This window comes from Micromonospora avicenniae (assembly GCF_900156065.1).
Taxonomy (GTDB): domain Bacteria; phylum Actinomycetota; class Actinomycetes; order Mycobacteriales; family Micromonosporaceae; genus Micromonospora; species Micromonospora avicenniae.
In genome coordinates this window covers 83,348-108,746 of the sequence record NZ_FTNF01000015.1, presented here as the reverse complement: position 1 = coordinate 108,746, position 25,399 = coordinate 83,348, and the positions used below count along the sequence as shown (strand labels likewise).

The 25,399-nt window shown below is 75.0% G+C and carries 21 protein-coding genes; 15 read left to right on the top strand and 6 right to left on the bottom strand.

Annotated features, from left to right (window positions below; genetic code table 11):
* The first annotated feature begins 18 nt into the window (after nucleotides 1-18).
* Genes cbiE through cobA form a run of 5 tightly spaced genes read left to right on the top strand, consistent with a single transcriptional unit; the run spans nucleotide 19 to nucleotide 5,695 of the window.
* Nucleotides 19-1,395: a precorrin-6y C5,15-methyltransferase (decarboxylating) subunit CbiE gene (cbiE, locus tag BXA10_RS21965; RefSeq protein ID WP_084753125.1), complete on the top strand. Its 1,377-nt coding sequence runs from the start codon at nucleotides 19-21 to the stop codon at nucleotides 1,393-1,395.
* Nucleotides 1,392-3,206: a precorrin-3B C(17)-methyltransferase gene (gene cobJ, locus BXA10_RS21960; protein ID WP_076472694.1), complete on the top strand. Its 1,815-nt coding sequence runs from the start codon at nucleotides 1,392-1,394 to the stop codon at nucleotides 3,204-3,206. The genes cbiE and cobJ overlap by 4 nt, the downstream gene beginning before the upstream one ends.
* Nucleotides 3,194-3,391, top strand: coding sequence for a ferredoxin family protein (locus tag BXA10_RS21955; protein WP_076472693.1), 198 nt, complete (start codon nucleotides 3,194-3,196; stop codon nucleotides 3,389-3,391). The genes cobJ and BXA10_RS21955 overlap by 13 nt, the downstream gene beginning before the upstream one ends.
* 58 nt (nucleotides 3,392-3,449) lie before the next feature.
* The gene (locus tag BXA10_RS21950; RefSeq protein WP_076472692.1) at nucleotides 3,450-4,040 is read left to right on the top strand and encodes a precorrin-8X methylmutase; all 591 of its coding nucleotides are present in this window, start codon (nucleotides 3,450-3,452) and stop codon (nucleotides 4,038-4,040) included.
* Nucleotides 4,037-5,695 carry a uroporphyrinogen-III C-methyltransferase gene (cobA, locus tag BXA10_RS21945; protein ID WP_076472691.1) on the top strand — a complete coding sequence of 553 codons (1,659 nt, stop codon included), beginning with the start codon at nucleotides 4,037-4,039 and terminating at the stop codon, nucleotides 5,693-5,695. Before BXA10_RS21950 ends, cobA begins: the two co-directional genes overlap by 4 nt.
* 71 nt (nucleotides 5,696-5,766) lie before the next feature.
* Here cobA and crcB read toward each other — a convergent pair whose 3' ends face one another.
* From crcB to BXA10_RS21930, 3 genes are all read right to left on the bottom strand, one after another.
* Nucleotides 5,767-6,129 (bottom strand): fluoride efflux transporter CrcB, encoded by a 363-nt coding sequence (gene crcB / locus BXA10_RS21940; RefSeq protein WP_076472690.1) that lies wholly within the window; start codon nucleotides 6,127-6,129, stop codon nucleotides 5,767-5,769.
* On the bottom strand, nucleotides 6,126-6,599 hold the full coding sequence (locus tag BXA10_RS21935; RefSeq protein ID WP_076472689.1) for a fluoride efflux transporter FluC: 474 nt from the start codon (nucleotides 6,597-6,599) through the stop codon (nucleotides 6,126-6,128). Before BXA10_RS21935 ends, crcB begins: the two co-directional genes overlap by 4 nt.
* A 189-nt stretch (nucleotides 6,600-6,788) precedes the next feature.
* On the bottom strand, nucleotides 6,789-7,547 hold the full coding sequence (locus BXA10_RS21930) for a class I SAM-dependent methyltransferase (RefSeq protein ID WP_076472688.1): 759 nt from the start codon (nucleotides 7,545-7,547) through the stop codon (nucleotides 6,789-6,791).
* Nucleotides 7,548-7,750: 203 nt separating this feature from the next.
* Between BXA10_RS21930 and BXA10_RS21925 the strand changes: the two genes are divergently transcribed.
* The 4 genes from BXA10_RS21925 (at nucleotide 7,751) to BXA10_RS21910 (ending at nucleotide 11,376) form a co-directional block, all read left to right on the top strand.
* Nucleotides 7,751-8,716 (top strand): zinc-binding dehydrogenase, encoded by a 966-nt coding sequence (locus BXA10_RS21925; protein WP_076472687.1) that lies wholly within the window; start codon nucleotides 7,751-7,753, stop codon nucleotides 8,714-8,716.
* A gap of 201 nt (nucleotides 8,717-8,917) precedes the next feature.
* Nucleotides 8,918-10,225 carry a phenylacetate--CoA ligase PaaK gene (paaK, locus tag BXA10_RS21920; RefSeq protein ID WP_076472725.1) on the top strand — a complete coding sequence of 436 codons (1,308 nt, stop codon included), beginning with the start codon at nucleotides 8,918-8,920 and terminating at the stop codon, nucleotides 10,223-10,225.
* A 31-nt stretch (nucleotides 10,226-10,256) separates the two neighbouring features.
* On the top strand, nucleotides 10,257-10,664 hold the full coding sequence (gene paaI / locus BXA10_RS21915; protein ID WP_076472724.1) for a hydroxyphenylacetyl-CoA thioesterase PaaI: 408 nt from the start codon (nucleotides 10,257-10,259) through the stop codon (nucleotides 10,662-10,664).
* 40 nt (nucleotides 10,665-10,704) lie between these two features.
* Nucleotides 10,705-11,376, top strand: a complete 672-nt coding sequence (locus tag BXA10_RS21910; protein WP_342742897.1) for a dienelactone hydrolase family protein — start codon at nucleotides 10,705-10,707, stop codon at nucleotides 11,374-11,376.
* Nucleotides 11,377-11,438: 62 nt separating this feature from the next.
* Here the strand turns inward: BXA10_RS21910 and BXA10_RS21905 are convergent, their stop codons facing one another.
* Nucleotides 11,439-13,589, bottom strand: coding sequence for an adenylate/guanylate cyclase domain-containing protein (locus BXA10_RS21905; RefSeq protein WP_076472685.1), 2,151 nt, complete (start codon nucleotides 13,587-13,589; stop codon nucleotides 11,439-11,441).
* A 191-nt stretch (nucleotides 13,590-13,780) separates the two neighbouring features.
* Here BXA10_RS21905 and BXA10_RS21900 point away from each other — a divergent pair, with 191 nt between their 5' ends.
* The 5 genes from BXA10_RS21900 to BXA10_RS21880 all read left to right on the top strand — a co-directional run bounded on the left by BXA10_RS21900 (nucleotide 13,781) and on the right by BXA10_RS21880 (nucleotide 22,460).
* Nucleotides 13,781-16,681, top strand: coding sequence for a helix-turn-helix transcriptional regulator (locus BXA10_RS21900; protein ID WP_076472684.1), 2,901 nt, complete (start codon nucleotides 13,781-13,783; stop codon nucleotides 16,679-16,681).
* A gap of 120 nt (nucleotides 16,682-16,801) precedes the next feature.
* The gene (locus BXA10_RS21895; protein ID WP_076472683.1) at nucleotides 16,802-17,572 is read left to right on the top strand and encodes a DUF5995 family protein; all 771 of its coding nucleotides are present in this window, start codon (nucleotides 16,802-16,804) and stop codon (nucleotides 17,570-17,572) included.
* Between the two features lie 122 nt (nucleotides 17,573-17,694).
* Nucleotides 17,695-18,411: a hypothetical protein gene (locus BXA10_RS32235; RefSeq protein WP_245828344.1), complete on the top strand. Its 717-nt coding sequence runs from the start codon at nucleotides 17,695-17,697 to the stop codon at nucleotides 18,409-18,411.
* A gap of 83 nt (nucleotides 18,412-18,494) precedes the next feature.
* On the top strand, nucleotides 18,495-20,585 hold the full coding sequence (locus tag BXA10_RS21885; RefSeq protein ID WP_084753119.1) for an amino acid transporter: 2,091 nt from the start codon (nucleotides 18,495-18,497) through the stop codon (nucleotides 20,583-20,585).
* A gap of 399 nt (nucleotides 20,586-20,984) precedes the next feature.
* On the top strand, nucleotides 20,985-22,460 hold the full coding sequence (locus BXA10_RS21880) for a hypothetical protein (RefSeq protein WP_425436103.1): 1,476 nt from the start codon (nucleotides 20,985-20,987) through the stop codon (nucleotides 22,458-22,460).
* Nucleotides 22,461-22,654: 194 nt separating this feature from the next.
* On the opposite strand, the gene BXA10_RS21875 is transcribed toward BXA10_RS21880, so the two are convergent.
* The gene (locus BXA10_RS21875) at nucleotides 22,655-22,861 is read right to left on the bottom strand and encodes a hypothetical protein (protein WP_076472681.1); all 207 of its coding nucleotides are present in this window, start codon (nucleotides 22,859-22,861) and stop codon (nucleotides 22,655-22,657) included.
* 255 nt (nucleotides 22,862-23,116) lie between these two features.
* On the opposite strand from BXA10_RS21875, the gene BXA10_RS21870 reads away from it, so the two are divergent.
* Nucleotides 23,117-23,944, top strand: a complete 828-nt coding sequence (locus BXA10_RS21870) for an L-threonylcarbamoyladenylate synthase (RefSeq protein ID WP_076472680.1) — start codon at nucleotides 23,117-23,119, stop codon at nucleotides 23,942-23,944.
* 149 nt (nucleotides 23,945-24,093) lie between these two features.
* Here the strand turns inward: BXA10_RS21870 and BXA10_RS32740 are convergent, their stop codons facing one another.
* The gene (locus tag BXA10_RS32740; RefSeq protein WP_084753115.1) at nucleotides 24,094-25,257 is read right to left on the bottom strand and encodes an NADH-quinone oxidoreductase subunit E; all 1,164 of its coding nucleotides are present in this window, start codon (nucleotides 25,255-25,257) and stop codon (nucleotides 24,094-24,096) included.
* Between the last annotated feature and the right edge of the window lie 142 nt (nucleotides 25,258-25,399).

Sequence of the window (25,399 nt, the reverse complement as noted above, 5' to 3'; positions counted from 1 at the left end):
TGCGGTAGCCGTCGCGCGTTGCCGTCCCGCCCGGTGCGGTCGCCGCCCGGCGGCGGGTCGCGCACGGCGGTGGGTCGCGTGAGGGACGCGTCCCTGCGCGCTGAGCCCGTGGCACCGGCGACGTTGACAGTCGTCGGCATCGACGCGGCCGACGGCCCATCGCGCCCTGGGCTGGCCGAGGCGCTGGACGGCGCGGGCCTGGTGGTCGGCGCGGCCCGGCACCTCGCCACCGTGCCGGTGCCGGCCGGCTGCGCCACCGTCACCCTGGGTCCGCTCGCGCCCGCGCTGGAGCGGATCGCCCGCGCCGTCACCGACGGCGTCCCGGCCGTCGTGCTCGCCAGCGGCGACCCCGGTCTGTTCGGCATCGTCCGCCGGCTGCGCGCCGCCGGCCTGACGCCACGGGTGCTGCCGGCGGTCTCCAGCGTCGCCGCCGCGTTCGCCCGTGCCGGCCGGTCGTGGGACGACGCCGCCGTGGTCAGCGCGCACGGCCGGGACCTGCGTCCGGCGCTGAACGCCTGCCGCGCACTGCCGGCGGTGGCGGTGCTCACCGCGCCCGGCGCCGGGGCGGCCGAGATCGGCGCCGGCCTGGTCGGGTGGTCCCGCCGGCTGGTCGTGGCGGAGAACCTCGGCACCGACGCGGAACGGGTGGTCGAGACCACGCCGGCCGACGCCGCCGCGCGGGTCTGGTCCGATCCGCACGTGCTGCTCTGCCTCGCCGAACCGGCCGACGACAGCCCTACCGGCGCGGACGCCACGTCGGACGCCACGTCGGACGCCACGTCGGGCGCCGGGGCAAGCGCCGGGGCGGGCATGCGGCGGGACAACCAACCGGCCGCCGCCCCAGCGGGCGGCTGGGCGCTGCCCGAGTCCGCGTACGCGCACCGCGCATCGATGATCACCAAGCCCGAGGTGCGCGCCCTGGCGGTCGCCCGCCTGCGTCCCCGGCTGGGCCGCCTCGTCTGGGACATCGGCGCCGGCAGCGGCTCGGTCGGCATCGAGTGCGGCCTGCTCGGCGCCGCGGTCGTCGCCGTGGACCGGGACCCCGACGCCGCCGCGTTGATCCGGAGCAACGCCCAGGCGCACCGGGTCGACGTGCGGGTGGTCACCGGGGCCGCCCCGGCGGCGCTGGCCGGCCTGCCGGAGCCGGACGCGGTCTTCGTCGGCGGCGGCGGGCCGGGCGTGCTCGCCGCCGTGGCGGAGCGTCGCCCCGGGCGCGTCGTGGTGACCCTCGCCGCCGTCGACCGGGTCGGTCCGGCCGTCACCCTGCTCCGCGCCGCCGGGTACGCCGTCGACGGCGTCCAACTCGCCGCCGCCCGCCTGGCCGACCTGCCCGGCGGCTCCATCCGCCTCGCGGCCACCAACCCGGTGGTCGTCCTCACCGGGGAGCGCCAGTGACCGACCCGAGCACCGACACGTCGACGCCCGAGCGCATCGGGTTGGTCGCCGCCACCGCGGCAGGCCGCCGGCACGCCGACGTCCTGGCCCGCGCGTGGCCGCAGGCCCGCGTCGTGCCCGGAGCGAGCGTCGCGGACGCGCTGCGTACCGCCTGGACGGAGTGCGACGCGGTGGTGGCGTTCCTGGCCACCGGGGCGGTGGTGCGGATCCTCGGCCCGCTGCTCCGCGACAAGCGCACCGACCCGGCGGTGGTGGTGGTCGACGAAGCGGCGCGGCACGCAGTCGCGCTGCTCGGTGGGCACGCCGGCGGCGGCAACGCGCTGGCCGCGCGGGTCGCCGCGCTGCTCGACGCCGAGCCGGTCGTCACCACCGCCACCGACGCGGTGGGCCTGCCGGGACTGGACACGCTCGGCTGGCCGGTCGAGGGGGCGGTCGCCGCGGTCGCCCGCGCCATCCTGGACGGTGAGCCGGTCCGGCTGATCGCCGACGCCGCCTGGCCGTTGCCCGCCCTGCCGGAGAACGTTCGCGCCGACCTCCCCGACCCCGCCGACGCCCCCGACGACCTCGCCGACCATGACGCCGACGACCCCGCCGCCGACGACGGCGCCGGTCGCGGCGGCGAGGGTGCCGCGTACCGGCTGCTGGTGACCGATCGGGTGGTGCCGCTCGACGGGTGCACCGCCGTGCTGCGGCCGCCGTCGCTGGTGGCCGGGGTCGGCGCCAGCCGGGGCGTAGCGGCCGCCGAGGTGGCCGACCTGCTGCACCGGGTGCTCGCCGACGCCGGGCTCAGCCCGGCCAGCCTGCGCTGCCTGGCCAGCGCCGATGTGAAGGCCGACGAGGCGGGCATCGTGGCGACCGCGGAGGCGCTGCGCGTACCCCTGGTGACCCGGCCGGCGGCGCAGCTCGCGGCGGTCGACGTGCCGCACCCGAGCGAGGTGGTCCGCGCGGCGGTCGGCACACCGAGCGTCGCCGAGGCGGCCGCGCTGCTCGGGACCACCGGCCGGCCCGCCGACGCGGAGCTGCTGGTGCCGAAGACCGCCTCCGCCATGGCCACCGTCGCCGTGGCCCGGCACGCGCCACGCGGCCGGCTCGCCCTCGTCGGGCTCGGCCCGGGCGCACCAGACCTGCGCACCCCGCGCGCCGTCGCCGAGCTGCGCCGGGCCGCCGTCGTGGTGGGCCTCGACCAGTACCTCGACCAGGTGCGCGACGTGCTGCGCCCCGGCACCCGCGTGCTGGCCAGCGGCCTCGGCGCGGAGCAGGCCCGCGCCCGGGCCGCGGTGTCCGAGGCCGCCGCCGGCCGGGCGGTCGCGCTGGTCGGCTCCGGCGACGCCGGGGTGTACGCGATGGCCAGCCCCGCGCTCGAGTACGCCGACGAGCGGATCGACGTGGTCGGCGTACCCGGGGTGACCGCCGCGCTCGCCGCCGGCGCGCTGCTCGGCGCCCCACTCGGTCACGATCACGCATACCTGAGCCTCTCCGACCTGCACACCCCGTGGGAGGTCATCCAGCGCCGGCTCACCGCGGCCGCCGAGGGCGACTTCGTGGTGCTGCTCTACAACCCGCGCAGCCGGGCCCGGGACTGGCAGCTCGGCGCGGCACTGAAGATTCTCGGCCGGCACCGTCCACCGTCGACCCCGGTCGGCGTCGTCCGCAACGCCAGCCGGCCCGACGAGTCGGTGCACCTGGCCACCCTCGCCGACCTCGACGTGACAGTGGTCGACATGTACGGCGTCGTGGTGGTCGGCAACAGCGACACCCGCGTCGTCGCGGGCCGGATGGTCACTCCCCGGGGGTACCGGTGGCGATCGTGACCATCGGCCCCTGCCAGGGCTGCGGCGCCTGCCTGCTCACCTGCCCGGTGCACGCGATCCGGCCGGTCGCCGGCGGTCTCGAGGTACGCCCCGACCGCTGCACCGGCTGCCTGGAATGCCTGGAGATCTGCCCGGTGGACGCGATCCGCGTCACCGGGCCCGAGCCCTTCGAAGGAGTCCGATGAGTTCCACCCCCTGCAGGCTTGCCACCCCGAGCGGCGGCCGGGACGCGGGGCAGGACCGGTGAGTCGCGTCGTGCACCCGATCGAGCAACTGTCGTACCAGATCCTGCGGGAGCGGGTGGACCTCAGCCAGCTGCCGCCGCTGACCCGCGCGGTGACCGAGCGGGTGGTGCACGCCAGCGCGGACCTCGACTACGTCACAGATCTGGTCTGCGACGAGGCGGCGCTGGCCGCCGGGCTGGAGGCCCTGCGCGGCGGCGCGCCGCTGGTGACCGACGTGGCGATGGTCGCCGCCGGCATCACCGGGCGGGCCGCGGTCTGCCCGGTCGCCGAGCCGGCGGTCGCCGAGCTGGCCCGCTCGGCCGGGATCACCCGGTCGGCGGCGGCGATCCGGATCGCGTACGACCGGGTCGGCCCGGGCGCCGTGTGGGCGGTCGGTTGTGCCCCCACCGCACTGACCGAGCTCATCGGCCTGGACGCCGAACCGGCACTGGTCGTCGGCCTTCCGGTCGGTTTCGTCGGCGCCGCCGAGGCCAAGGCGGCGCTGCGGGTCAGCGGCCTGCCGGCCGTGTCCAACCGCAGCGAGAAGGGCGGCTCGGCGGTCGCCGCCGCCGCCGTCAACGCCCTGCTCTACACCTCGGAGCAGCCATGACGGCGTTGGTGATCGTCGGGCACGGCACCCGCAGCACGGCCGGGGTCGACCAGTTCACCGCGCTCGTCGAGCGGGTCCGGCGGCGGGCCGCCGGCATCGAGGTCGAGGGTGGTTTCATCGAGCTGTCCCGTCCGCCACTCACCGACGCGGTCGGCACTCTGGTCGGGCGGGGACACCGGAAGCTGGTCGCGCTGCCCCTGGTGCTCACCGCGGCCGGGCACGGCAAGGGCGACATCCCCGCCGCGATGGCCCGCGAGCAGGATCGCCACCCCGGTCTGGCCTACTCGTACGGCCGCCCGCTCGGCCCGCACCCGGTGCTGAACGACGTGCTGGAACAGCGCGTCGACGCGGCCCTCGCCGGCGCCGACCGGGCCGGTACCTGGGTCGCGCTCATCGGCCGGGGCTCCACCGATCCGGACGCCAACGCCGAGGTGGCGAAGGTGGCCCGGCTGCTCTGGGAGGGGCGCGGCTACGCCGGGGTCGAGCCGGGCTTCATCTCCCTCGCCGAGCCGTCGGTGCCGGCGGTGCTGGACCGGCTGCGCCGGCTCGGCGCCCGGCGGATCGTGGTGGCGCCGTACTTCCTGTTCGCCGGCGTGCTGCCCGACCGGATCGTGGCCGAGTCGGCCGCGTACGCGGCCGCGCATCCGGACCTGGACGTGCGGGTGGCCGATCTGATCGGCGACTGCGACGCGCTCGCCGACCTGGTGCTCGAGCGGTACGCCGAGGCGCTGCGCGGTGACATCCGGATGAACTGCGACACCTGCGCGTACCGGGTGCTGATGCCCGGCTTCGCCGACAAGGTGGGCCGGCCGCAGACCCCGCACGACCATCCCGACGACCCGGTCGGCGGCCACCACCATCACCACGGCCCGCACGACCACGCGCACCACGACCACGCGCACCACGACCGCGATCACCACGACCACGGCGGGGTCGCCCTGGTCGGCGGTGGTCCGGGGCCGGACGACCTGATCACCGTACGGGGACGGGCGCTGCTGGACGCGGCGGACGTGGTGGTCGTCGACCGCCTCGCCCCGCGCGGGCTGCTCGCCGGGCTGCGCCCCGGCGTGCTGGTCGTCGACGCGGCCAAAGTGCCCCGCGGACCGGCGATGGAGCAGGACGACATCAACGCCACAGTGGTCGAGCACGCCCGCGCCGGACGCCGGGTGGTCCGGCTCAAGGGTGGCGACCCGTACGTCTTCGGTCGCGGCCACGAGGAGGTCCAGGCCTGTCTGGCGGCCGGTGTGCCGGTCACGGTGGTGCCGGGTGTGAGCAGCGCCCTCGCCGGCCCGGCGCTGGCCGGGGTGCCGGTGACGCACCGGGGGGTCGCGCACGAGTTCACCGTGGTCTCCGGGCACCTGCCGCCCGGGCACCCGCAGTCGCTTGTCGACTGGCCCGCGCTGGCCCGCGCCCGGGGCACCCTGGTGCTGCTCATGGCGGTGGAGACGATCGGCAAGATCACCGCCACCCTGATCGAGCACGGTCGGGCCCCGGACACGCCGGTGCTGGCGGTGCAGGACGCCGGTCACGCCGACCAGCGGACCGTGCCCGGGCGCCTCGACGAGATCGCCGCCGTCACCGCCCGGGCCGGCCTCCGCCCGCCGGCCCTCTTCGTCGTCGGCCCGGTGGCCGCCCTGCGTGCACCCGCGCCCTGACTCGACGATCATGAGGTTGACGGCGGGTTCGGAGATCGGAGACGCCGCCAACCTCGTGATCGACCAGGGGGTCAGCCGGTGAGGGCTCGGGCGAGTGCGTAGCCGATGGTGGCTGCGGCGAGGCTGGCGGCGACGCTGCCCAGCATGTTGGCCAGGGCCCGCAGCCGCCCGCCGGAGCGGGCCAACTGCAGAGTCTCGTAACTGAGCGTGGACCAGGTGGTGAGCGCACCGCAGAAGCCGGTCCCGACCAGCGCGCTGACCGCCGGCGCGACCGGCAACCCGACCAGGAAGCCGAGCGCCAGCGAGCCCACCACGTTGACCGTCAGGGTGCCCCACGGGAAGGCCGAGCCGAACCGGGCCTGCACGGCCCGGTCGGTGAGGTAACGCAGCGGGGCGCCGAGGGCCGCGCCGAGCGCGACGAGGAGCACGTTCACCTGTCGCTCCGCCGGAGCAGCCGGCCGGCGAGCGTGTCGCCGGCCCAGACGGCGAGCAGCGCGCCCACCACGGTGCTCACCAGGTACCCGAGGGCGACGCCCGGTGCTCCCGCGACCAGCGCCTGGTGCACGTCGACCACGTACGTGGAGAAGGTGGTGAAACCGCCGAGCACGCCGACGCCGAGGAACGGCCGGGCCAGCGCCGACCCGCCGCCGACCGCCCGTAGCACCGCCATCAGCGCGCCGATGAGCAGGCAGCCGGTGAGGTTGATGCCGAAGGTCGCCCAGGCGAAGGTGCCCGGCCCGTGTGGAAAGGCCGCCTGAAGTCCGGCGCGGGCCAACGAGCCGAGTACCCCGCCGACGGCGACCGCGCCGACCACCGCCGCCGGGTGCCGGGCCAGCTCCCGCCGGTCGCGGGGTACCCGCAGGTCGACGTCGGGGTCGACCCGCCGACCCGCCCGCTCCGTCACCCGCCACCCTCCCGTCGCCGCCCGTGCAGGTCCGCCTGGCCCGCCGGTGCGTCGGCGTGGGCCGGCGGTGATACAGCCGTGGGTGTGCAGAGAGCCCGCCGTGCGAAAGAGCGAGGCCCCTTCCTGCGACGCTGCCCTGCGTTCTGCAAGATCAAGGAGTTTCAGGATACGCCCGGCGGGTGCGCGGGGTCAGCGGAGGGCGACGACGGCCGCGTCCGCGCCACCGCGCCAGAGAGTGCCCACCTCCTGGTAGCCGGCGTCGGTCAGCGCGGTCAGGTGCCACGAGACGGGCGGCGTCCACTCGGGGCTGTGACCGGCGGGGTAGATGGCGTGCCGCCGTTCGACAAGCGGTGCGAGTACCGGGTCCTCGCCCGCCCGCTCCCACCACTGGGACCAGGAGAGGGTCGCACCGGCGGCGTACCGGGCGGCGCGGCGGGCGTGCGCCCGGGAGGCGAGCCGCTTGGTGAACTCCGGCAGCGCGTCGTCGGGCATGTGGTCGGCGTTGACGAGGATCCCGTCCGGCCGCAGCACCTCGCGGATCTCGGTGTAGAGGCGGGCGAGCCGGTCGGCCGGCAGCCAGTGCAGGGCGGTCGCGGTGAGCACGGCGTCGTAGGCCCGGTGGGGGAGGGCGGCCACCCAGTCGACGTGACCCAGATCAGCGGTGACCACGGTGGCCCGCCCGGCCAGCGAGGCCTCGGCGATGGCCAGCAGCGCCGGGTCGAGGTCGAGCACGGTGACTTCGGCGTCGGGGAAGCGGGCCAGCGTCCGCAGCGAGATGGTGCCGGTGCCGCCGGCGAGGTCGAGCACCCGCGGGGGCACGCCGTCGGTGACCGCGTCGACCGCGTCGAGCATCGTGGAGAACCGCTGCTCGCGGTCCGGCAGGTACGCCTCCTGCTGCCGGTCCCAGCTCTCCTGCCAGGCGGCGGTGTCACTTAGGTAAGGGCTCATGCCCCACGAGGCTAGTTACGTAGCGAGGTGGCTGTCCAGACTCTGTTGCCAATACCTTGCAACAAGGGGCCGGTGGTCACCACCCGCCCGGAGGAACGTGGCCCGCTGACCCGTCGGGCGAGATCCGGCGCCTGTGACCGCTTGACCTCAACCCCACTTCACCGTCCAGGCTGGTCGTACCGACGAGCGTGGAGGAGAGCCGCATGCGGGTGATCGAGGTGGCCGCGTTCGGCGGCCCGGAGGTGTTGACGTTGACCGAGGCGCCGGAGCCGGCGCCCCGGCCCGGCGAGGTGCTGGTCGAGGTGTCCGTCGCCGACGTGCTCTGGGTGGAGACGGCCATCCGCCGCGGTGCGGGCGGCGACCACTTCCCGGTCGTACCGCCGTACCGGCCGGGCGTGGGAGTTGCCGGGATCGTGGGCGCGGTGGGCGAGGGCGTCGACCCCGCCTGGGTCGGCCGGCGGATCGTCACCCGCACCGACGAACGCGGCGGCTACCTGGAACGGGCCGCGGTGCCCGTCGACGGTGTGCTGCCGGTTCCGGACGAGGTCACCCTGCCCGACGCCGCCGCGCTGCTGCACGACGGCGTGACCGCGATGGGGTTGCTCGACCTGGTGCCGCTACGCGCCGACGACCGGGTGCTGATCACGGCCGCCGCCGGTGGGCTCGGCGCCCTGCTGGTGCAACAGGCACGTGCGGCCGGCGCCTACGTCGTCGCGGCGGCGCGGGGCGCGGCCAAGCGTGCGGCCGCGTACCGACTCGGAGCGGACCTCGCGGTGGACTACGCCGATCCGGGCTGGACCGGCCTCGTCCGGGCGGCGACCGGCGGCCTGGACGTGGTCCTCGACGGTGCCGGCGGCGGGTACGGGCGGGCCGCGTTCGGCCTGCTGTGTGACGGCGGCTGGTTCTCCGCGCACGGCACCCCGGCGGGCGGTTTCGCGGTGCCCGACGTCGACACGGCCCGCGGCCGGGGCATCAACGTCCTGAGCATCGCGGACGTGCAGTTCGGCCCCGAGCGGCGACGCCGGTACCTGCGGGCCGCGCTGGAGGCCGCCGCGGCGGGCCGGCTCCGGCCACTGATCGGCCAGACGTTCCCGCTGCATCGGGCAGCGGAGGCGCACCGGGCGATCGAGGACCGGTCGGTTGTCGGCAAGACCCTGCTGACCGTCTGACGGGACCGGCGCCGGCGCACGACGAGGTTCCCGATGGCCGGGCACCCGACGGCGGTGGACGGCCGGAGTCGGCTACGGTTTCCGCCATCGGCGGACGCGAGATCCATCCGGGCACCGGCGCGAACCCTTCAGCGGGCCGGTGCCGGCGCGGACGGTGCCGCGCACGCCGGTCGCGCCACCGTCGTCGCGCAGGAGGAACCGATGCAGGACCGCACCCCTCGCCCCCAGGACCTGGAGCCGATCGAACGCGCCGGTGTGGACGAACTGCGGGCGTTGCAGCTCGAACGGCTGCGCTGGTCACTCCGGCACGCGTACGACAACGTGCCGCACTACCGGCGGGCCTTCGAGGCCGCCGATGTGCACCCCGACGACTGCCGTGACCTGGCCGACCTGGCCCGGTTCCCGTTCACCGGCAAGGCCGAGCTGCGGGAGAACTACCCGTTCGGGATGTTCGCCGTGCCCCGCGAGCGGATCGCCCGGCTGCACGCCTCGTCCGGCACGACCGGCCGGCCGACCGTGGTCGGCTACACCCGCGACGACCTGAAGACCTGGGCCCGGCTCATGGCGCGGTCGATCCGCGCCTCCGGCGGCCGTCCGGGCGACCGGGTGCACGTCGCCTACGGCTACGGCCTCTTCACCGGCGGCCTGGGCGCGCACTACGGGGCCGAGGAGCTGGGCTGCACCGTCATCCCGGTCTCCGGCGGGATGACCGAGCGCCAGGTGATGCTGATCCGCGACTTCCAGCCGGAGATCATCATGGTCACGCCCAGCTACATGCTGGCCATCCTCGACGAGATGCGCCGACAGGGGATCGACCCCCGCGCCACCTCGTTGCAGGTCGGCATCTTCGGTGCGGAGCCGTGGACCGAGGACATGCGCCGGGAGATGGAGCAGCTGCTCGACCTGCACGCCGTGGACATCTACGGACTCTCCGAGGTGATGGGCCCCGGCGTGGCCAACGAGTGCGTCGAGACCAAGGACGGCCTGCACCTGTGGGAGGACCACTTCTACCCGGAGATCATCGACCCGGTGACCGGCGAGGTGCTGCCCGACGGCGAGCGGGGCGAGCTGGTGCTCACCTCGTTGACCAAGGAGGCGATGCCGGTCGTGCGGTACCGCACCCGTGACCTGACCCGGCTGCTGCCGGGCACCGCCCGGCCGATGCGCCGGATCGAGAAGATCACCGGACGCACCGACGACATGATGATCGTGCGTGGGGTGAACATCTTCCCGACCCAGGTCGAGGAGCTGATCCTGCGTACGCCCGAGCTGTCCCCGCACTTCCAGTGCGTACTCGCCCGGCAGGGGCGGATGGACACGCTGACCGTGAAGGTGGAACGCCGGGCCGGGGTGGCCGGCGACGCCGCCGAGCGGGCCGGCGCCGCCCTGGCGGACCTGGTGAAGAACACCATCGGGGTGAGCGTGGCGGTCGAGGTGATCGCACCGGACGGGGTGGAGCGTTCCATGGGGAAGATGCGGCGCATCGTCGACCAGCGGCGGGCGAGCTGACGTGGGAAGCGAGCGCAACGCCGCGTACGACATGTTCGACGCCGATCCGGCCTCCCGCGGGCTCGGGATCGAGCTGGTCGAGGCGGCCGACGGCGCGGCGGTGGCCCGGATGCGGGTGACCGACGCGATGATCAACGGGCACGCCATCGCCCACGGCGGTTTCGTCTTCCTGCTGGCCGACACCGCCTTCGCGTTGGCCTGCAACAGCTGCGGCCCGGCCACCGTGGCGGCCGGTGGGGAGATCACCTTCGTCCGGCCGGCGCGCGTGGGCGACCTGCTGACCGCGTACGCCACCGAGCGCACCCGCTACGGGCGCAGCGGCATCTACGACGTCACCGTCACCCGGGACGACGGCGCGGTGATCGCCGAGTTCCGGGGGCGCAGCCGCACCCTCGTCGACCGGCCCGCGCCCGCCGACGGCGCGACACCCGGTCGCTGACCCCGCCGGTGCCGACGTAGGTCCTGCCCGGCACGGTGCCGTGCTCCGGCGCGGGCTGCCCGGGGTGGCCCTCGGGACACGGCAGGATGACCCGATGGGACATGTCGTGCTCTTCCACTCCGTCCACGGACTGCGCCCGGCGGTCCTGGCGGCGGCCGAACGCCTGCGCGCCGCCGGGCACCAGGTGGCCACGCCCGACCTCTACGGCGTACCGGCCTCCGACGACGTCGAGGAGGGCTTCGCCCTGCTGGCCGAGATCGGCCACGACGTGGTGCTCGGCCGAGCCGCCGAGGCCGTCGCGCACCTGCCGCCGGAGACGGTGCTGGCCGGCTTCTCGATGGGCGCCGGGGTGGCCGGGGCACTGCTCGCGGAGCGTCCGGCAACGGCCGGACTGCTGCTCCTGCACGGCACCGGCGGCTCGCCGGCGGCGGTCCGGCCAGGGCTGCCGGTGCAGCTGCACCTCGCCGACCCGGACCAGTACGAGCCGCCCGAGGAGGTCGACGAGTGGCGCCGGGCGATGGCCGCCGCCGGGGCGCGGCTCGAGGTGTTCCGCTACCCGGGCGTCGGACACCTCTTCACCGATCCGGACGTGCCCGACCACGACGCGGCCGCCGCCGGGGCCACCTGGGGCCGGGTCCTGGCCTTCCTCGCCGGCCACCGATCCTCGCAACCGGCACCCGATCCGGCCGACCTTCCGTCCGCGCCGGCCTGAGCCGCCCGCAGCGAGCGGTTCGTCGACCGGATACCGCCCCAGCGGCACCGGCTGCCGGCCGCTCAGGCGGCGGCGGTCCCGGCCGTGACGGGCGGGGAGCCGCCGGACGGGGCGGCCGCGTCGGAGTGGACGTGCGGCGCCGGGTCCGCCCGATCCGGCCAGCGGCCCGGCCGGAGCTCTCGCGACGTGGGCGTCGGCGGGCGCCAGGCGGGCAGGTCGGTGCTGCCCGGACGTCCGGCCGGGGACCGGCGATCGCCGGCGGGCCGCTCCGGATGATTCTCCGTGGCTGACCGGAGGTCCCGTCGTCGGGCCGTGCCGTCCGATCGCGGTGCCGACGCCGGGTTGACCGGGAAGGTCGCCGTCGACGGGTGGCCGTCCCGGCCGGGGCGTACAGACTGCGCCTCGGACCGGCCGGCGGCCCGACGCGGTGCCGACCCGGCGGGACTGGCGTCCCGGACGACATGAGCCGGCACCTCCGATCCCACCCGTTCGGCGGCGCGCGAGGCGAAGGCGGCCCGGAGCCGGCGAGGCAGCCGGCCGGCGGCCACCCGGCGCAGCGCCGGTGTGGCCAGCGCGTACCGGCCGCCAGTGAGGGCGATCAGGAGATCGGCGGCGCGCAGCGCGGCCAGCGCGGCCCGGGCCTGCCCCGGCGTCCAGCCGAGCAGCCGCTCCACGGCGTCGGCGGTGAACCCGTCGGGCAGGGTCGCCCCGGCCATCAGCGCCGCCCGCCGCGTTCCGTCCAGCCGGTCGACCTCGGCCCCCACCGCGCGAACCAGCGCCTCCGGCAACGGCGGTGCCGCCGGGTCCGCGCCGTCGGCGAGCGAGCGGACGTACGCGGCCGCGTGTCCGGGCGTGTCACCGACCAGCGGGAGCAGCCGGTCCACCCGGTTCACCGGCTGGCCGGAGCGGACCAGCAGCTGCCGGAGCAGCCGGCCGGTCTGCACCGGAGCGAGTGGGCGCAGCGGTACGCGGCAGCGCCGGCCCGCCGCCACGGGCAGCTCTTCGGCCCGATCAGTGCCGTGCAGCGTCACCACGGCCATAGGCAGCGCCCGGGCGGCGGCCGCGGTGAACAGGGCGTGCAGGAACCGGTCGACCGCCGGGGCGGCCCGGTCCAGGTCGTCGATCCCCACCACGAGCGGTCCCCGGGCGGCCAGGCGCAGCAGCACCTCGTGGAACCAGGCCGCGGCTGCGCCAGCGGTGGCATCCGGCGCGGCGAGCAGCCGTTCCAGCGCGGGCACCGCAGTCGCCAGCCGGTTGGGCGGGAGCAACCCGGTCAGGGCGCCGGTCAACCGCCCGCGGACCACCGACGGCGGGTCCGCCGTGCCCAGAGCGACCAGGTCGCGCAGCAGATTCGCCACCGGGGCCAGCGACTCGTGCGGATGCGGCGGGCAGGACGCCACGCACCAGCGCACCGGCGCCCCGTCGACCACGTCTACCGCCCGGGTCAGCTCGTGCAGCAGCCGGCTGCGGCCGCTGCCGGACGGGCCGGTCACCGACACCCACTGCGGGCTGCCCTCGCGTATCGCGCGGATGATGCGGTCCCGGGCGGTGCCCAGTTCCCGCCGCCGGCCCACGAGCGGTCCGTCGTGCCGCGCGGCGGGCTGCCCGATCGGCGCCAGCACCTGCCAGATACCCGAGGCGGGCGCCCGGCCGGGCACCGTGACCGGGGTGAGCTGCCGTTGCCGCACCAGTCCGGCGGTGGCCCGCTGGGTAACCGGGCAGCAGACGACCCCGCCCGGCGGCGCGTACTCCTGCAACCGCGCCGCGGTGGTGATGACCGCGCCGCTGGCCACGCCGTGCCCGCCGTCGCGGACGGCGGGAAGTTCCACCACGGCCTCGCCCGTGGCCACTCCGACCCGCACCCGCAGTACGACGTCGCCGGTCAGTGGCCGCCGGTCCAGCGCCCGCTGGATCTCCAGTCCCGCCCGGACGGCCCGGTACGCGTCGAACCCGTCCGACTCGCGGGCGCCGAACAACGCCATGACCGCGTCGCCGACGTACTTCTCCACCACCCCGTTCCAGCGGCGCAACACCCCCGACACGGTGTCGAAGTACGCCCGCTGCACCGCCCGTACGTCCTCCGGGTCCAGCCGGTCCACCAGCGCGGTCGAGCCGACGATGTCGACGAACAGCACGGTCAACGTCCGTCTCTCCTCCGGCACCGGCCAGCGCGGCGACGGGACCCGCGACGCGGCGGCGGCGATCATCGACATGGCCTTCCACCTGCCCTTCCCCGGTTGGCGGCGCGTGACCTCAGGAGACTCGCACCCCCCGGCCGGATGGGGATCGGTAGGACGACGTATGTCGACCGCCGCAACCTTCGGTCGCATTGTCGACGCGAGGAGTACCACATGGGGCAATCGGCCGTAGAACGGTGCGGGGGCCTGTGACTAGGCTGCGTGCCATGGCCAGCGATGTGGACACTGCACCGCTCATCGGCCGGGCCGACCTGCTGAAGTCGGTCCGGTCGGCCCTGCTCGACGACGTGGCTCAGGGGCACACCGCGGCCGTCTTCCTCACCGGCGAGAGTGGCGTCGGCAAGACGCGGCTGCTGCGCGAAGTCGGTGCGCAGCTGCGCGACGCCGGCGCCCTGGTGCTCACCGGTTCGTGCCTGGACATCGGCGACGCCTCACCGCTGCACCCGTTGCTGCAGGCGCTGCGCCGCTTCGACGCCGAACTGTCCACCTCGCACACCCGCACCTCCACGGCCGTCCGGGCACTGCTGCAGATGTTCGCCGAGGAGACCGCCGGACCCGACGGCGCGGGCGCGCTGTTGGAGCGGGTCTCCCGCGGCCTGCACCTGATCGCGGAGGGCCGGCCTCTGGTGCTGGTGCTGGACGACCTCCAGTGGGTCGACCGGAGCACCCGGCAGCTCCTGCTCTACCTGCTCGCCGGTCTCGGGGACCTCCAGCTGTCGGTGCTCGCGGCCATCCGTGCCGAGTCGTTGCAGGGCGCGCACCCGCTGCGCCGGGTCCTCACCGAGCTGCGCCGGCTGCGCTCGGTCCGGGTACTGGACCTCGCCCCGCTCGACCGGGGCGCCACCGAGCAGCTCGCCGCCGCGGTCGTCGGTCGCCCGCTCGGCGCCGAGTCGGCCGATCAGGTGTGGCAGCGCAGCGGTGGCAACCCGTTCGTCATCGAGGAGCTGGCCCGGGACCTGCGCGACGGCCGCGACGGTCTCTCCGACACCTTGCGGGAGATCTTCCTGGCCCGCGTCGACGCGCTGCCCCAGCACGCGCACGCCGTGGTGCACGCGGTCGCCGCCGGCGTGGAGCCGGTGCAGCACTGGCTGCTGGCACGGGTGGTACGGCTGCCCGAACAGGAACTGATCGAGGCCGTCCGGGCGACCGTCGCGCACCGGCTGCTCGTCAGCGCGGACGACGGCTACCGGCTGCGGCACCGGCTGGTGGCCGAGGTGCTGGAGGACGAGCTGCTGCCGGCGGAGCGTTCCGCGCTGCACCGCCGCTACGCCGAGGCGCTGACCTCGGCGGAGGCCGAGCTGCACCAGGCCCGGCTGGCGCACCACTGGCGGTTGGCCGGCGAGCCCGCCCGCGCGCTGCCGGCGGCGGTCGCCGCCGCCCGCGAGGCGGAACGCCTGCACGGCTACGCGGAGGCGCACCGGCACTGGTCGGCCGCACTGCAACTGGCCGACGCACCGGCCGTCGGCACGCGTACGGTGGACCGGGCCGACCTGCTGGGGCACGCCGCCGAGGCGGCCCACCACTGTGGCGAGCACGCCCGGGCGCTGGCCCTGCTGGAGGAGCTGGCCGGCGCGGGCGCCATGTCCAGCTGCGCGCTGCACATCCGCCGGGCCCGCTACCTCGCCGCGGCCGGGCGGTCCGCCCCGGCCGAGGCGGAGTACCGGCGGGCGTTGGAGGCCCACGACTGCACGCCCCGGGAACGGGCCACCGCCGCCGCCCACCTGGCCGAGCTGCTGCTGCACCTGGGCCGGTACGCCGACGCGGGCCGGCGGGCCCGGGAGGCGCTGGAGCTGACCGCGGCGGTGGACGGCGCCACGTCCGAGGTGGTGCTCGCGAGCGCCGCGTTGGGCTTCAGCGAGGCGTACCTGGAGGACCCGGACGCCGGCCTCGCGGTGGTGCGGCGGGCGTTGGAGATCGCCGAGCAGGCGGGCGGCCCGGACGACGTGGCCTGCGCGTACCTGCACCTGGCCGAGTTGCTCACCGGCCCGCTGAACATCCTCGAGGAGGGGGTGGTGGTGGCCCGCCGGGGTGCCGAAAGGGTGGCCGAGCTGGGCCTCGGTCGCACCTACGAGACCCGGCTGCTGGCCATCGCCACCAACGGGCTGTTCCGGGTGGGGCAGTGGGCGGAGGCGGAGAAGGTCGTCGCGGCGGCGCTACGGCACCGCCCGTCCGGCGCCGACGCCGTCGAGCTGCTGCTGGCCCGTTGCCGGCTCTCGGTCGGCTACGGCGACATCGAGGCGGCCGACCGGGACCTCGACGCCGTGGCCACGGTGCTCGCCGGCGGCGGCGCCCGGCACGTGATCCCGCTGCTGACCCTGCGGGCCGGGCTCGCCATGTGGCAGGGGCGGCACAATCTCGCCCGGCAGGCGGTGCAGCGCGGGTTGACCGAGAGCCGCTCCGACGACGTGGCGATCCTCGCCGCGCTGGTCTGGCACGGGCTGCGCGCCGAGGCCGAGGCGCACGCCAGCCGCACCGTCCCGGTCGACCGGACGGCGGTACGGCGGCTGCGCGACGTGGCCGACCGGGTCGCCCGTAAGAGTGAGAAGGCCGCCCGGCCGGTGCGTGACGTGGTCGACGGGTTCCTGGCGCTCTGCGACGCGGAGGTGAGCCGGCTCGACGGCAACGACCCGGAGCTGTGGGCCCGGTCGGTGGCCGAATGGGATCGGCGCAACCACCCCTACCCGGCGGCGTACTCGCGGCTGCGGCAGGCGGAGGCGCTGCTGGCCCGGCGCAGCCGGGTGGCGACCGCCGGCAAGCTGCTGCGCGAGGCGTACCGGACGGCCCAGGGCCTCGGCGCGGTGCCGATGACCTCGGAGATCAGGACGCTGGCGACCCGTGCCCGGGTGACGCTGGACGAGCGGGAGCCGGCCGCGGGGCGGGACGGGGCGACCGACGCGGCGGGCGGCGACGAGCTGGCGACGCTGACCGCCCGGGAGCGCGAGGTGCTCGCCTCGGTGGCCGAGGGACTGACGAACAAGGAGATCGGCCAGCGGCTGTTCATCAGCGAGCGGACCATCGGGGTGCACGTGTCGCACATCTTCGACAAGCTCCAGGTCCGCACCCGGGTCCAGGCCAGCGCGATCTACCTACGTAACGGGCGCGGCTGACCCGCCCGGCGCGGGCCGCGCCTTATACGTCGTTCTACTGATCCGGCGGACAGCGCCGGCTGGCAGGCTGTGCCCTGTCGCGATCGGCGCGCAGGTGTCGTGCACCACGGTGGAGGAGAGATGTCGGAACCGGTCTGGGGGCCCGTGCACCGGGACATCGTCGACCTGCTCGCCGACCACCCGGCCGACGTGCCGGCGGTGGTCGACCACCTCACGAAACTCCAGGATCTGCTGGTCCGGATGCCTCCGCTGCTGGACAGCTGCCCGCTGGCCGACTTCAACAAGCTCTACCTGACCATCACCACCACCGTGCTCGACGGGCTCTACGACGACCGGTTCGTGGACCCGGTCTTCCTGTCCCGGCTCGACGTGGAGTTCGCGGCCCGCTACTTCGACGCGATGCGGCTCTGGACCGACTCCAGCGCGGGCACGCCGAAGGCCTGGTCCTGCCTCTTCGAGCGCATGCACGGGCCGGACGCCCGTCCGCTGCCCTCGGCGGCCGCCGGGGTGAACGCCCACATCAACTTCGACCTGCCGTTCGCCCTGGTCACGACGTTCGACCACCTCGAGTCCGAGCCGATGGACGGCAGTGACCAGCACCGCGACTACCTCGAGATCAACAACATCTTCGCGGAGAAGATCCCCCAGCTGCGCCGGGGCTACCTGGAGCGGTGGCAGCTGCTCATCGACATGCTCAACGGCGACATCGACGACTGGTACCAGGGGGAGCTGGTCGATTACACCCGCGACGTCGCCTGGCGCAACGCGCAGAAGATCTGGCAGTGCCGGCACGACCCGGCCGCCCATGAGTGTGAGCGCAACCGGCTGGATTCGACGGCCGCGGCGCTCGGTCGGCTGCTGCTCTCACCCCTGGGGGCGTTCCTGCAGTAGCCGGGACGGGGGGTCCCCGCGTTCCGTCCGGGGGGCGGAACGCGGGGGCGTGTCATCGAAAGGCGCGGGGGGAAGCGCCGCCGGTTCGGGGGGACCGGCGGCGCCCTGCCACGGAGCAGAGCATGGCCGGCATGCGGGCCGACCGGCCCGCGGGCGAGTCGGCCCGCCGGCTGCGCACCCTGGCCGACGGGCACGGAGTGTCGGAGGCCGAGCGATCCGCCCTGGCGGCGATGCTGCCGCGGCGGACCGCGGCGATGGTCGAGTACGGGCACTGCTGGACTGAGCCTGCCCGCCCTCCCGCGTTCGGGGTGTCGGTCGCGCGGCACCGGGTACGCCCGCCTCATGAAACTGCCGATCCGGCGCCGGCCGACCGCCAGGCCCCGCCCCGCGCGCCCCGGGCCGCCGCGCCCAGGTGGCCCCACCCCGTGTCCCAACGGCGGTACGCGATGAGCCGACGCTTCCCGTTCCGTTTCGATCCGGCGTTCCGTCCGGTGCTGGCGCTGGTCGGCATCCGGCCCGGGACCGCCTGGGTGGAGGTGGACGACGACGGGCGGCTGCTCGTCCGCTTCGGGCCCTGGCGGTTGACCACGACCCGGGAGAACGTGACAGGGGTGGAGCGTGGCGGGCCGTACCGCTGGTGGCGGGTGATCGGCGCGCACCTGTCGCTGGCCGACGCGGGAGCCACCTTCGGCAGCAGCACCTCGGCGGGGCTCTGCGTCCGCTTCCGTACCCCCGTCCCGGCGCTGGCGCCCGGGCGGTGGCTGCGTCACCCGGCGGTGACGATCACGGTCGCGGACCCGGACGGCCTGGCCGGCCTGCTGGGCGGCGCGAGCCGCTGAGCCGCTTCCCCGGTTCCGCCGGGCATGGGCCGGCGTAGCCCCTACGGTCGGGTCAGGAGCCGGCGAGTTGCGGGACGGGGCACATGGCTGAGGAGCACGGGGGGAGACCGCGACGGGGGCACGGACGCCGGCAGCCGACCGGGCCCGGGCCGGAGCTGCGGGCCGCCCGCGATCCGAACCGCTCGGAGCCCAGTGGCCGCCGGGTGACCGTTCCGGAGCGGGTGCCCAGCCCGTCGCGCCAGGCACCGCCGCCCGGCCGCCTGCACCAGTGGCTGTTCCGGCACCGGGTGCAGCCGGTCGGTCCGGAGGCGGTGGAGGGGCAGTCCCGTACGCATCCCTGGTGGCAGGTGATGTGCCTGACCGGGGTGGACTACTTCTCCACGTTGTCCTACCTGCCGGCCATCGCGGCGGTCGCGGCGGGCGCGCTCTCGCCGCTCGCGACACTGCTGATCGTCGCGCTGACCCTGTTCGGGATGCTGCCGATGTACCGGCGGGTGGCCCGGGAGAGCCCGCACGGACAGGGCTCGGTGGCGATGCTCGAGCGGTTGCTGCCGTTCTGGCGTGGCAAGATCTTCGTCCTCGTCCTGCTCGGTTTCGTGGCGACCTCGTGGATCATCACGATCACGCTCTCCGCGGCCGACGCGACGGTGCACCTGCTGGAGAACCCGTACCTGCCGGACGTTTTCCACGGCACCGGGGTCGCCGTCACGGTCACCGTGGTGCTGCTGCTCGTCCTCGGCGGGGTGTTCCTGCTCGGGTTCCGCGAGGCGGTGGCGGTGGCCATCCCGCTGGTCGTCGTCTTCCTGGTGCTCAACGCGGTGATCGTGGCGGACTCGATGGCCCGGATCGTCGACGACCCGGGCGTCCTCGGGGACTGGGGCGACGCGCTGACCTCGGGCGTCGGCGGGCCGGGCGACATGGTGTTGACCACCGTGCTCGCCTTTCCCCTGCTGGTGCTGGGGCTGTCGGGCTTCGAGACCGGCGTGAGCATGATGCCGCTGGTGTCCGGCAGGGGGGCGGACCCCGAGGCCCGGCTGGCCGCCCGGATCCGCAACACGAGAAGACTGCTCACCGCCGCCGCGTCGATCATGTCGGTCTACCTGCTGCTGACCACCTTCGTCACCACGGTGCTCATCCCGCCGGAGGCGTTCCGGGCGGGCGGTCCGGCGAACGGCCGCGCCCTGGCCTTCCTCGCCCACGCCCACCTGGGCGAGGTCTTCGGCACGGTGTACGACATCAGCAGCGTGCTCATCCTCTGGTTCGCCGGCGCCTCGGCGATGGCCGGTTTGATCAACATCGTGCCGCGCTACCTGCCGTCGTACGGCATGGCGCCGGAGTGGGCGCGGGCGGTGCGCCCGGTCGTGGTGGTCTACACGCTGGTCAGCGTCGCGATCACGATCGCCTTCCGGGCCGAGGTCGACGCCCAGGCCGGCGCGTACGCCACCGGGATCCTGGCCATGATGGTCTCCGGCGCGACGGCGGTGACCATCGCCGTGCTCCGGCGGCGTCGGCGCGTCGCCGCCGCCGGCTTCACGGTGCTCACCCTGGTGCTGCTGTACGCCCTCGGCGACAACATCGTCGAGCATCCGGACGGGATCGCCATCTCCAGCCTGTTCATCCTCGCCATCATCGTGGTGTCACTGATCTCCCGGGTGACGCGGACGACCGAGCTGCGGGCGGAGCGCATCGAGTTCGACGACGCGGCCCGCAGGTTCATCGCCCAGTCGGTGGCGCACGACGGGCGGCTGCATCTGATCGCCAACAAGCGCAAGGCCGGTGCGCTGAAGGAATACACCCTGAAGGAGCGGGCCCAGCGGGCGATGAACCCGGTGCCCGGCGCGGCGGACGTGCTCTTCCTCGAGATCGACGTCATCGACCCCTCGGAGTTCAGCCACGTGCTGCGGGTGCACGGGGTGGAGGTCGGGGGGTTCCGGGTACTGCGGGCCAGCAGCCCGGCGGCTCCGAACGCGATCGCCGCGATCCTGCTGGCGCTGCGGGACGTGACCGGCGTCCGGCCGCACGCCCACTTCGAGTGGTCGGAGGGGAGCCCCATCGGGCACCTGTTGCGTTACCTGATCCTCGGACGCGGCGACACGCCACCGGTGGTCCGGGAGATCATTCGCCGCAGCGAGCCGGATCCCGCCCGGCGTCCCGGCATCCACGTCGGCGGCTGAGCGCCGACGTACGCCCGCCGTCCCGGCGCCGGGCCGTATGCCCCCTTCCCTGGTCGGGTGCGACCCAAAACGTGAATAGGAACGACTATTCACGTTCACGCCAACTGTCCGTATTGCGCACGTATCGTGGCTTTCGGTGGTTGACGGCACGTCGCTCACCCCGCGCCCGTTTCGGCGCGGCTAGGTCAGGCAGCCAGGAGGGCGGAAGAGATGTCGACGTACGGAGGGAGCCGGCGGGCGGTACCCAGCCGGCCCCGTTGGTTGATGACGGGAGGGCTGCTCGCGGGCAGCCTGGTCGTGGGCGCGGTGGGGGTCAGTGGCGTCGCGGCGGCGGCCGGTGACACAGACCGGCCCATCATCGACGCGGCGAGTGACCGCGTCGCTCGGCCGGACGGCCGGATCGCCGATGGCCCCGGGACGGGGCGTCATCCGGTCGTGCAGGTGCCCTGCGACGCGGAGAAGCTCGTGGCGGCGCTCGTGAAGGCCAACGCGGAGGGTGGCGGGTCGCTGCGGCTCGCGCCGAAGTGCAAGTACACGCTGACCCAGGCGTTCGCGCAGCCCGACGACTACGACGGCGGAATCCGAGACGCGCGGGAGGCGGCCGACGCGGCCGAGAACGCGGGCGGCGCGGCCGCGACCCCGGGTGCCGTGGCTGAGAGCCCGGCCGCTGTGGCGGAGAGTCCGGCCGTTGTGGCGGAGAGCCCGGGTCCTTTGGCTGCGAGCCCGGCCGCTGTGGCCGAGAGTCCGGCCGTTGTGGCGGAGAGCCCGGCTGCCGTGGCCGAGAGCCCGGGTGCTGCGGCTGAGACGCCGGGAGCTGTGGCCGAGACTCCCGGCGACGCGGAGGCGCCCCCGCGCAACCTGGCGGACGACAAGGCGGGCCTGCCGGTGATCTACCAGCCGATCATCATCGACGGGGCCGGAGCGATCATCGAGCGTGACAAGCAGGCCGAGGAGTTCCGCTTCTTCACGGTCCGTGACGGCGGCGAGCTGTTCCTGCGCGATGTCGAGCTGCGTAACGGGCGCTCCAAGCTCGAGGGCGGCGCCATCCACATCGTGCACGGTGCGACCGCCGTCGTCGAGCGCGTCACCTTCACCAGCAACACCTCGCTCTCCAAGGACGGCGGCGGCGGTGGCATCTTCAACGACGGCAACCTCGTGGCCTCCGACCTCCGGCTGGTCGGCAACAACGCGGCCGGCGCCGAGGGCAAGGGCGGGGGCCTGCTCAACGGTGGCGTGCTGACGCTGCGCGACTCGGAGTTCCGCCGCAACAGCGCCAACGCGTACGGCGGCGGCCTGGGCAACTACCGCGGCGCGGCGGACGTCGAGGGCACCACGTTCACTCAGAACAGCGCGGTGCAGGGTGGCGGCATCGCCAGCTTCTCGGCCCGTACCAAGGTCCTCGACACCGAGGTGCTCGGCAACACGGCCAAGATCGGCGGCGGCATCGCCAACTCCGACGCGGTGATCGTGCTGCGTGAGATGACGATCCGGGACAACATCTCCACCGTCAAGGGCGGCGGCATCTCGACGACCCAGGGCCTGCTTCCGCTGGACGACAGCGTGGTGGCCGGCAACACGAGCCACGGCCACGGTGGCGGCATCTTCGCCGAGAAGTCCAACCTGCTCGTGCGTGGCAGCGACGTCACCGACAACGAGGCGGCCGGTGTCACCTCGAAGGGCGGGGGAATCTACGGGACCGCCGGTCAGGTGTCCATCTACACCAGCACGGTCGTCGGCAACAACGCGACCGGGCAGCCGGGCGGTCTCTTCATCGAGCGGGCGCAGGTCCGCATCGACGACGAGAGCGTCATCACCGGCAATGAGCAGACGAACTGCGTGGGTAGCACCACGCCGGTGGCCAACTGCTTCCGCTGACGGCGATCGGCGTACGACAGGGCGCACCCGGACGCTCGCGACGGTCTCGATGACCGCCACGGGCGCACCGGGTGCGCCCGACCGCGCGTCAGGGGTGTCACCTGCGAGCCCGGCACCCCGACCGAACGGGACGCCGGCACGGCTCTGCTCCTCCGGTTGGCGCGGGCGCGTACCGGTACGGCAGGCGTCAGGTCCTACTTGGACGGCTCCGGCAGCTCGCAGTCGACCTTCGGGTTGGCGCCGATGTAGTTCAGCGGACCAGCCACGATCGTGACCAGGATGGTGCCCGCCTCCGCGCAGTTGGTGTCGTCGCCGCCGTAGTAGCCCCGCTGGCCGGCGGCGATCGCGCCGATGATCAGCCAGATCACGACCAGGACTCCGAGTATCGACGTGCCACGCATGGCGTGCCTCCTGAGGGGGTTGTGGTGTGTGTGAGGTGCAGCGGTTGTACCCAGCCGCGCAGATCCGCTAACGGCGCCGCCGATCGGCGGCACCTCCCGGGCCGTCCGGCTGGCCGTGGCGGGCCGGTGGTACGAGGTCGCATCGGCCGGCCGCACCGGTTCGGCCGTGGTCACTATCGGATCGAGGACCGACCTCCGCGCCACCCACCGCGACGCACGTAGAACTGGCCTCACGGCGCTCGCCGAGGAGGAGCCATGGACACCCGGACCCCGACCCGGTACATCGACCGCCCCGACGACGTGGCCTTCGCGGCCCGTGCACTCGCCGACGGCGCGGTCGTCGCGGTGGCCTTCGCGAACTTCTACGCGCTCGTCGCCCGGCCGGAGGCGGAGTGCGTACGCCGGCTCAACCGGGCCAAGGGACGGTCGGCGGATCAGGTCGGCAGCATCACGGTGGCCGCGTACCGGATACCGTCCATGTTCGACTGGTCCCGGATCTCACCCCGGTTGCCGGAGCGGCGGGTACGCGCGCTGATGGAGATCCTCTACGGCGCGGGCCCGTTCGGGTTCCGGGGCCCGGCCGCCGACCGGCTGCCGGACCACCTCACGCAGCATGACCGTGGAGTACGCACCACACAGGTGATCGCACCGGGGGTGCTCTGCCCGTCGAACGCCTTCATCGAGCGGGCGGCGTCCGAGGCAGGCGTGGACCACCTCGCGATCACCTCGGCGAACCGATCCCGCCACCTGACGGGCGTCGACGAGGAGCCCGCGCACTGGAAGGCCGATCGCCTCGCCGCCGACTTCGCCCACCTTCCCGACCTCGTCCTGCTCGCGCACCGTGACGAGGCGGCCGCCCGGGCCGTGTACGCCGTCTACCTGCCCACGTCGGTCACGCTGCTCTCGTTCCACCAGCCGGAGGGAGAGCGCGAGGAGCCCCCGGTGCTCATCGTGGACCGGCACGGTTCGCTGCACGTCGACGCGGTTCGCCGGGCGGCGGCGCCCCTCGGGCTCCAGGTGCGCCTCGCCGCCGACGTCGGGCAGCGGCTGCGCGTGCGGGCGTACGACGACGCGCTGGTGTGACGCGCCAAGGTGGGTGAGCCGGGCGGTTGGCTGGTGTCGGCCGTGGCGGTCACGGCCGTCGGCGTGGCGGCCGGCGGCACACCGTGCCGGGACTCCGGGCCCGTGCCGGCGCGACGATCCGCTCGGCGGCACGGGCCCGGAGGCCGGCGTCAGGCCTCGTTCGTGCCGGTGTGCGCGGGCAGTGCGGCCGCCGCCTCGTCCGGTGCGGAGGCGAGCACCCTCGCCTGCTGCGGCCAGGTGGCCAGGCCGGGCGCGGCCCGCAGACCGGCGCCCCGGATGAGGTCGCGCAGCGCGGTCTCGTCGAGGTCGGCCAGCTGCTGGTAGGTCCGGACACCGGCGGCCTGCAGCGCGGCGGCCATCTTCGGACCGATGCCCTGGATCCGGCGGAAGTCGTCCACCTCGACCGAGGTCGCGGCCACCGGGCGGACCGGCGGGGTGGCGACCGTGGACCGGCGGGTCGCCGCGGCCGGCGCCTCGGCACGCTCGTCGTCCTTGGCCTCTTCGGTGGCAGGCGTGGCCCCGGCGACCGCGGCGTCCGTCGTCGGCCCGTCCGCCGACGCGGCCTCGATCGGTGCGGCCGGCGGTCCGGCTGCGAGGTTCGGGGCGGCGGTCGCGGCGTCGGTGGCCTTCACGTCCGGCCCGGCCCCGGCCCGCGTGTCCACGGCCGGCTCGACGTCGGTGGAGGCCTCGGGACCCGGCTCGACGTGCGCCCGCGTGCCCTCCTCCGAGTCGGTGGCGGGCACGAGGGCACCGAACGGCTCGGCCGCGAGGGACGCGCTGAAGCCCGTGTCGGTGCGCGGCGTCCTGGCGGGGACCGGTTCGTCGGCGACGGCCGAACCCGTCGCCGGCTCGGAGTCCGGAGTGACCGCGGCCGGTTCGAGGGACTCGCCCGCTCCGGCGGCGTCGAGCCGTTCGGCCTCGGGCGCGGGACGCGGTGCGACGACGGGCGCCGGACCGTCGGTCAGCGCCATGTCAGCCGGGTCGACGTCGGAGGCCGGCGCGGCGTCGGTGGTCACCGCGAGCGCCGCGTCGTCCGGCGCCGTGGTGTCGTCCGGCCGCGCGAGCGGGTCGGTGACCGTCTCGTCGGCGACTTCGTTCGGCGCCGGGTCGATCGTCGCCACCGCCGGTCCGGGGTCGGTGACGGCGGCCGGCGCCGGGGCGGCGAGCACGGCCGCCGGGGCGACCGCCGCACCGTCCACGGTGGCCTGCTCGGACTTCTGTGCGTCGCGCCGGCCGCGCAGGATCCAGCCGCCTGCCACACCGATCAGCAGGGCCAGTATCACTGTCAGCGAGTGCCCGAAGGACCACGCCACGGCAGACCTCCCTCTCACCTCGTCGATAAGTAACGTGGGAAAACCCGCCGCAGCTTCGCATACGCGCGGCCGGGGCGCTCGGGAGGCTCGGGGTCGTACCGTAACGGCGCAGCCGTCCGGCACCAGGGGTGTGTGGGGTGTG

Coding starts and splice junctions, on each gene's coding strand:
- cobA (WP_076472691.1), top strand. CDS start 4,037: ATGACGGCGTTGGTGATCGTCGGGCACGGCACCCGCAGCACGGCCGGG.
- BXA10_RS21930 (WP_076472688.1), bottom strand. CDS start 7,547: ATGAGCCCTTACCTAAGTGACACCGCCGCCTGGCAGGAGAGCTGGGAC.
- BXA10_RS21925 (WP_076472687.1), top strand. CDS start 7,751: ATGCGGGTGATCGAGGTGGCCGCGTTCGGCGGCCCGGAGGTGTTGACG.
- paaK (WP_076472725.1), top strand. CDS start 8,918: ATGCAGGACCGCACCCCTCGCCCCCAGGACCTGGAGCCGATCGAACGC.
- paaI (WP_076472724.1), top strand. CDS start 10,257: ATGTTCGACGCCGATCCGGCCTCCCGCGGGCTCGGGATCGAGCTGGTC.
- BXA10_RS21905 (WP_076472685.1), bottom strand. CDS start 13,589: ATGTCGATGATCGCCGCCGCCGCGTCGCGGGTCCCGTCGCCGCGCTGG.
- BXA10_RS21900 (WP_076472684.1), top strand. CDS start 13,781: ATGGCCAGCGATGTGGACACTGCACCGCTCATCGGCCGGGCCGACCTG.
- BXA10_RS21895 (WP_076472683.1), top strand. CDS start 16,802: ATGTCGGAACCGGTCTGGGGGCCCGTGCACCGGGACATCGTCGACCTG.
- BXA10_RS32235 (WP_245828344.1), top strand. CDS start 17,695: ATGGCCGGCATGCGGGCCGACCGGCCCGCGGGCGAGTCGGCCCGCCGG.
- BXA10_RS21885 (WP_084753119.1), top strand. CDS start 18,495: ATGGCTGAGGAGCACGGGGGGAGACCGCGACGGGGGCACGGACGCCGG.
- BXA10_RS21875 (WP_076472681.1), bottom strand. CDS start 22,861: ATGCGTGGCACGTCGATACTCGGAGTCCTGGTCGTGATCTGGCTGATC.
- BXA10_RS21870 (WP_076472680.1), top strand. CDS start 23,117: ATGGACACCCGGACCCCGACCCGGTACATCGACCGCCCCGACGACGTG.